Genomic DNA, 6,480 nt, shown 5'->3' on the forward strand with positions numbered 1-6,480 from the left:
GGCTTCACCGCCGTCGGTGCGGGCGTCGGGGTCGCGATGACCCTCACCACCGACCTGGTGGTCGCCGCAGCCCCACCGGATCGTGCGGGCGCCGCATCCGCCGTGTCCGAAACCGGATACGAACTCGGGCTGGCACTCGGTGTGGCGGTGCTCGGCAGCGTCGTCAGCGCGACCTACCAGAGCAGGCTCGCCGACCTCGGTCCGTCGCACGAAAACCTCGATACGCTCGGCACTCTCGTGGAGACGGCCCGGCACCTGCCGGACACCGCGGCGCGCGCGCTGCTCGCGGACGGTCGCGAGGCGTTCGTCGCGGGCATGCACAGTGCCTCGGCGGCCACCGCCGTCATCCTTGCGGTGACCGCGGTGTTCGCGTGGCGGATGCTCCGACGGCGCTGACCGGACGTCTGCGTCCGGTGCGGCCCGGCCGGGTCATCGTTCGTCGGGGCCGTCGAACACCGCGAACGAATGGCCCGGGATCAGCGCCGCCGACCGGGTGCGGTTGACCACCGGCTCGTCCCACCACACGAGCGCGGTGCCGCCGACGGGAACGGTGATCGGATCGGGGCCGAGGTTGCACGCAATTCGAATTTTCCCGCGGTGCACGATGATCCAGCGTTCCGCCTCGTCGTAGTCGACCCGGAGGTTCTCGAGCCACGGATCGGTCAGTTCGGTCCGGGACCGACGGAGCGCCAGCAGATCCCGGTAGCACGACAGCAGTCGCGCGTGCTCCGGCTCGGTCCGTTCGGCCCGGTTCAGGACGGAACTGCGGAAGGTCCCCGGGTCCTGCGGGTCGGGCACGTCGCCGGTGTCCCATCCGTGTTCGGCGAACTCGCGTCGACGGCCCGCCACGACCGCGGCGGCCAACTCCGGTTCGGGATGCGAGGTGAAATATCGGAACGGTGTGCGAGCACCCCACTCCTCACCCATGAACAACATCGGCGTGTACGGGGAGGTGAGCACGAGCGCTGCCTTGACGGCGAGCTGCCCGTGATCGAGATATTCGCCCGGCCGTTCACCGCGCGCGCGGTTGCCGACCTGATCGTGGGTGCAGGTATAGGCCACCAGGGAACTGGCGGGGGTGCGGCGCACGTCGAGGGGACGCCCGTGGACGCGACCGCGGAATGTCGAATACGTCCCGGCATGGAAGAATCCGTGCTGCAGGGTCCGGGCCAGACAGTCTAGCGACCCGAAATCCCCGTAGTAGCCTTGCCGTTCGCCGGAGACGGCCGCGTGCACCGCGTGGTGGATGTCGTCGTCCCACTGCGCGTGCAGACCGTACCCGCCGGCCGACCGCGGCGTGATCAGCCGGGGATCGTTGAGGTCGCTTTCGGCGATCAACGTCAGCGGGCGGCCCAAATGTGCGGAGAGCCGGAACGTTTCGGCGGACAGATCCTCGAGAACGTGCGTGGCGGTGTGATCGACGAGGGCGTGGACGGCGTCCAGTCGCAGTGCGTCGATGTGGAAGTCGCGGAACCAGCGCAGTGCGTTGTCGACGATGTACCGCCGGACCTCGGTGGAGTCGGGGCCGTCGAGGTTCACCGATTCGCCCCACGGCCCGCCACCACCGGACAGATACGGTCCGAAGCGGTCCAGGTAGTTTCCGGACGGGCCCAGATGGTTGTACACCACGTCGAGGACGACCCCGAGCCCACGCGCGTGTGCCGCGTCGACGAACCGTTGCAGCGCGTCCGGTCCGCCATACGGTTCGTGCACCGCGTACCAGAGCACCCCGTCGTACCCCCAGCCGTGGGTTCCGTTGAACGCGTTGACCGGCATCACTTCGACGAAGCCGACCCCGAGGTCGACGAGTTCGTCGAGGTGGTCGATCGCCGCGTCGAGGGTGCCGGCGTCGGTGAACGTGCCGATGTGCAGTTCGTAGACGATGCTGCCCGGCAGTTGACGCCCGGTCCACGCCGCGTCCGTCCAGGCGTCGGTGTCGATCGAGTGCAGTTGGGACAGGCCATGCACGCCGTCCGGTTGGCGACCCGACCGGGGGTCGGGCAGCACGGCATCCTGCGCATCGGCTTCGGTGCTGCCGACGAGGAAGCCGTAGCGGGCGTCGGGGGAGGCGTCGACGGTGGCTCGCCACCAGCCGGTGTCGTCGCGGTGCATCGGATGGACGCCGCCGTCGACGTGGAGTCGGACGGACTCGGGAAGTGGGGCCCAGACCTCGAAGGTGTGCACGGATCCAGCATGCCCGGTCCGAGTGTTGCGCGCAGCCTTCCACAATTCGGTTGCATCAGTGCTGCATCCGATGCTGCTAGGGTTGTTCGGATGCCCGAGAACACCACGAAGCGGACGTACACATCCCCGCTCCGTGAGGAAGCCGCCCGCCGCACCCGTGCCACGATCCGCGCCGCGGGTGCTCGACTCTTCGTCCGCGACGGCTACGTCACCACCACGGTCAGGCACATCGCCGACGAGGCCGGTGTCGCGATACGGACCGTGTTCACCGCGTTCCCCGGAGGCAAATCCGAATTGTTCCGCGAAGCACTCGACACCGCGGTGGCCGGGACCGGTGACGCCACCGTCCCGCCCCGGCAGGAATCCGCGCGCCGGGCCTCCGATGCGGATCTGATCCTCGATCACGTCGTCGGGTTCGGCACCGACATGCTCGAACGAGCCGGTGGCCTGCTCATGACGTCGGTGGAATCCTCGGGGGCCGACCCCGACATGCGGCGATTCGCCGACGAGGACGCCCGCGCCACCGCCGACAACGCCCGCACCCTCGCCGAGGGCCTGCATGTGAGCGGTCTGCTCCGTGACGGGATGAGCGTCGACCACGCGGCCGACGTCCTGTTCACCCTCAGCTCGCCGCAGGTGCATGCGCTGCTCCGCCGCAACTGCGGATGGGACGTCGAACAGTACCGGGCGTGGTTGACCGACACTCTGCGGGCGACTCTGCTGCGCTGACCGGGCGGCGCCTGTCGAACCGCCCCAGTCGAGCCGCTCCTGCCGATCAGGGCAGGGCGTCCAGATAGACCCAGCGGCCGTCCACGCGCACGAACCGGCTGCGCTCGTGCATCACCTCGTCGGCACCGTCCAACGTGTAGCGGGCACGGAACTCGACGGTGCCCTCGGTGTGCAGGAAGCCGCCGCCGGTCGTGCACAGGATCTCGAGTCCCGTCCACCGCTGGTCCGGATCGAGTTCGAGCCGGGCAGGGCGGCACGTCGGATGCCACGTCCGATTCAGGTGATCGACGTTCCCGACCGCGAACGCCGTGTACCGCGACCGCATCAACTGCTCGGCGGTCGGTGCGTCCGCGCCGGCCAGGAACGGACCGCAGCACTCACCGAACGGCAGCCCGCGACCACACGGGCATGGAGAATCGGAGGTAGGTACCGGGGCGCGTCGACGGTTCACACACCCAGTATCGCGGCCCTTGCCGAGGCCATCGGCAACGGGCACGATTGATTCCGAATTCGGGAGGTCGCAGTGAGCGTCGGAATCGAGTCACGGCTGAGGTACATCGACAAGGACGGCAGGCAGCACCGCTACGAACTGTCACCCACGGCACCCCGCGTCACGATCGGACGCTCACCCGACGCGGACGTGCCGTTCACCGGCGACGAGGAAGTATCACGACTGCACGCGGTCGTCGAATGGATCGGAACGCACTGGACGATCGTCGACGACGGGTTGTCACGCAACGGAACCTTCGTCAACGGTGAGCGCATCACGGGACGGCGACGACTGCGGGAAGGCGACAGCATCCGGATCGGCACGATCCGGTTGACGTTCCAGGAGATCGGGGCCGGACCCGACGAAGCCACCCGGGTCGCGGCGGAAATGCCGACCGTCCGATCCGTCACCGACACCCAGCGCGGCGTGCTGCTCGCGTTGTGCCGCCCGTACAAGCACGGTGCCGCGTTCGCGAGTCCCGCCTCCAACCAGGCGATCGCGACCGAACTCTTCCTCAGCGTCGATGCCGTCAAGACCCATCTGCGCGCGTTGTTCACCAAATTCGGTGTCGAGGACCTGCCGCAGAACCTCAAACGGGTGCGGTTGGCCGAACTGGCCCTGCACAGCGGCATCATCACCGAACGCGACCTGTGATCGTGCTCAACCGACCCGCCGCAGCAGCACGATCAACGCGCGGGCGACCTCCTCGGCCCGATCGACGATCACCGAGTGCCCCGCCCCGTCGATACGCACCAACTCCGCGAGGGGCAGCCGCGACGCCAGCCCCGACGACAACTCGAACGGAGTCCATTCGTCTGCCGAACCGCACAGCACCAAGGCGGGCACCGCGGCGAGAACCGTCAGTGCGGCCGATTCGTCGAGAGCGGCGAACGAACGGAGAAAACCGGACATCGTCACCACCGATGTTCCGCTGTGCAGAACCTTCATCAATGCCGCCCAGCGGCTTTCCGGGGACCGGCGTTCCGCGGCGCGGAACAACGGACCGCTCATGCGACCGCCGAACCGGGTCGCTCGCTGCATGATGCGCGGCGCCCGGGTCACCGCCCGATGGAACAATCCCATCGCCGGGCTGTGCAGATAGCGGCCCAGACCGGCGCGGTGCAGGTCGCCGGCGGCCGTCGCGATCAGGCCGATTCCGGCGACCCGGTGACCGATCTCGTGCGGATGCTGCCTCGCGTACGACAGGATCGCCATGCCGCCCATCGAATGCCCGACCAGCACGACCGGGCCGGATGACACGGCGCGCAGCACCGCCCCGAGATCCCGGCCCACCTGCTCGACGGTGTACGTCTCCGCGGGCGCCCCACCCGAGCGGCCGTGCCCCCGGTGGTCGAAGAACACCATCCGCATCGCCGGACCCGTCCGGTTCAGCAGTGAATCACGCAGCGGCGACCAGCTTTCCGCGTGATTGCAGTGCCCGTGGACGAACACGACGGTCAGCGGCGCGTCGACGGATCCGATCTCCCGGACGGCCAGCGCCACCCCGTCGTCCGTAAGAACGGTGACGCGCCGGACGGGACGGGCGCTGCGCATGGTGGTCATGACGATCAGGGTGCGCCGCACCGTGCGTGACCACGATGAACCCGGAGGTGAGTTGTCTGCACCCCGGAGTGGGCTCCACAACCCCCTGAGGTGATGGACAATCGAAAAATGCAGGAGCAGCGGTATGTCGGCGTCGTCGGACCCGGTGACGCCACCCCGGAGCAGCGCCGCGTCGCCCGTCGCGTCGGCGGACTGCTGGCCGGGCGCCGCGCGGTCGTCGTCACCGGTGGATTGGGTGGGGTGATGGCGGCGGCGTCGCGCGGGGCGATCGAGGCGGGCGGCGCCACGATCGGTCTGCTGCCCGGTGACGACCGCGCCGCAGGCAATCCTTATCTGACGGTCGCGGTGCCGACCGGGCTGGGGGAGATGCGCAACGCTCTGCTCGTCCGTACGAGTGACGCGCTGATCGCGGTCGGTGGGAGTTGGGGCACCATGAGCGAGATTGCGCTCGCGGTGCGGACCGGGGTTCCCGTGGTGTCGATCGGAGGCTGGCAGATGCCCGGCCCCGGTGTGCTTGCCGTCGCCGACGCCGCCGAGGCCGTCGAGTGTCTGCATGCGTTGTTGTGGCGGAGGGATCCGCTCGACGGCCGACCGTAGGTGCTGCCGAATCGGGTGGGGGCCGGACCACCTCTGGGGTGGGTATCGCGCGCACTGCGTCCGGGAGATCGTGGACAGCACAATTTTCCGCCGTCAGTCAGGAGGCCCCCGTGCCGTATCGAACTCAGGCCCTGCATGTCGAAGACGTCACCAAGTGTTTCGGTGAGGTCGAGGCACTGCGCGGGGTGAGTTTCACCGCCGCGCCCGGTGAGGTGCTCGCAGTCCTCGGCCCGAACGGGGCAGGCAAAACCACCGTGGTGAACATCCTTGCGACACTGCTGCGACCGGACTCCGGGTGGGCCCTCGTCGATGGGCACGATGTGGTCGCCGATGCGGCAGGCGTGCGGCGATCGATCATGCTCACCGGGCAGTACGCCGCGCTCGACGACGCCCTCACCGGGTTCGAAAACCTCGTATTGTTCGCGCGGCTTCTCGGAATGCGCCGCCGCACCGCCCGGGTCCGCGCTGCGGAACTGATCGCCGAATTCGATCTCGACGACGCCGCGGGCCGCCCCGTCGGCCGGTATTCCGGGGGCATGCGCCGCCGCATCGATATCGCGTGTGGCCTGGTCGTCCCGCCCCGGGTGGTGTTCCTCGACGAACCGACCACCGGGCTGGACCCGCGCAGCAGGCAACAGGTGTGGGACCTGATCGCCGGTTTCAAGTCCCGGGGGATCACGACGGTGTTGACCACCCAATACCTCGAGGAAGCCGACCTGCTCGCGGATCGCATTGTCGTCGTGGACCGGGGTGTCGTCGTCGCCGACGATACGGCCGCGCGGTTGAAGGACCGCGTCGGCGGCAGCGTCTGCGAGGTCGTGCCCGCGCACCGGAAGCATCTCCCCGAGATCGCTTCTGTCCTAGGATCATTCGTTGCCACCGGGACGATCGAGATCGGAATCGACCGGGTCGCGGTG

Annotated in this window: 7 protein-coding genes and 1 pseudogene; 5 read left to right on the forward strand and 3 right to left on the reverse strand. The window is 68.8% G+C overall.

The genetic code is table 11. The features are described 5' to 3' along the window. A pseudogene (locus WAX14_RS03250) lies at positions 1–396 on the forward strand (MFS transporter); the annotation flags it as partial. Positions 397–429: 33 nt separating this feature from the next. Here WAX14_RS03250 and treZ read toward each other — a convergent pair. After that, a complete protein-coding gene (gene treZ / locus WAX14_RS03255; protein ID WP_422626657.1) occupies positions 430–2,184 on the reverse strand; it encodes a malto-oligosyltrehalose trehalohydrolase in 1,755 nt (584 codons plus the stop codon). A 90-nt stretch (positions 2,185–2,274) separates the two neighbouring features. Between treZ and WAX14_RS03260 the strand changes: the two genes are divergently transcribed. Then, on the forward strand, positions 2,275–2,913 hold the full coding sequence (locus tag WAX14_RS03260) for a TetR/AcrR family transcriptional regulator (protein ID WP_422626658.1): 639 nt from the start codon (positions 2,275–2,277) through the stop codon (positions 2,911–2,913). Between the two features lie 46 nt (positions 2,914–2,959). On the opposite strand, the gene WAX14_RS03265 is transcribed toward WAX14_RS03260, so the two are convergent. Then, complete coding sequence (locus WAX14_RS03265; RefSeq protein WP_422626659.1) at positions 2,960–3,364, reverse strand: YchJ family protein; 405 nt, start codon at positions 3,362–3,364, stop codon at positions 2,960–2,962. 72 nt (positions 3,365–3,436) lie between these two features. On the opposite strand from WAX14_RS03265, the gene WAX14_RS03270 reads away from it, so the two are divergent. Next, the gene (locus WAX14_RS03270; protein WP_422626660.1) at positions 3,437–4,057 is read left to right on the forward strand and encodes an FHA domain-containing protein; all 621 of its coding nucleotides are present in this window, start codon (positions 3,437–3,439) and stop codon (positions 4,055–4,057) included. Positions 4,058–4,063: 6 nt separating this feature from the next. Here the strand turns inward: WAX14_RS03270 and WAX14_RS03275 are convergent, their stop codons facing one another. Next, the gene (locus WAX14_RS03275; protein ID WP_422626661.1) at positions 4,064–4,966 is read right to left on the reverse strand and encodes an alpha/beta fold hydrolase; all 903 of its coding nucleotides are present in this window, start codon (positions 4,964–4,966) and stop codon (positions 4,064–4,066) included. A 108-nt stretch (positions 4,967–5,074) separates the two neighbouring features. Here WAX14_RS03275 and WAX14_RS03280 point away from each other — a divergent pair, with 108 nt between their 5' ends. Then, the gene (locus tag WAX14_RS03280) at positions 5,075–5,563 is read left to right on the forward strand and encodes a TIGR00725 family protein (protein WP_422626662.1); all 489 of its coding nucleotides are present in this window, start codon (positions 5,075–5,077) and stop codon (positions 5,561–5,563) included. 110 nt (positions 5,564–5,673) lie between these two features. After that, a partial coding sequence (locus tag WAX14_RS03285) for an ATP-binding cassette domain-containing protein (protein WP_422626663.1) occupies positions 5,674–6,480 on the forward strand: 807 nt, incomplete at its 3' end.

Origin of the sequence: Rhodococcus sp. (in: high G+C Gram-positive bacteria) (assembly GCF_049299235.1) — a bacterium.
GTDB lineage: Bacteria > Actinomycetota > Actinomycetes > Mycobacteriales > Mycobacteriaceae > Rhodococcus.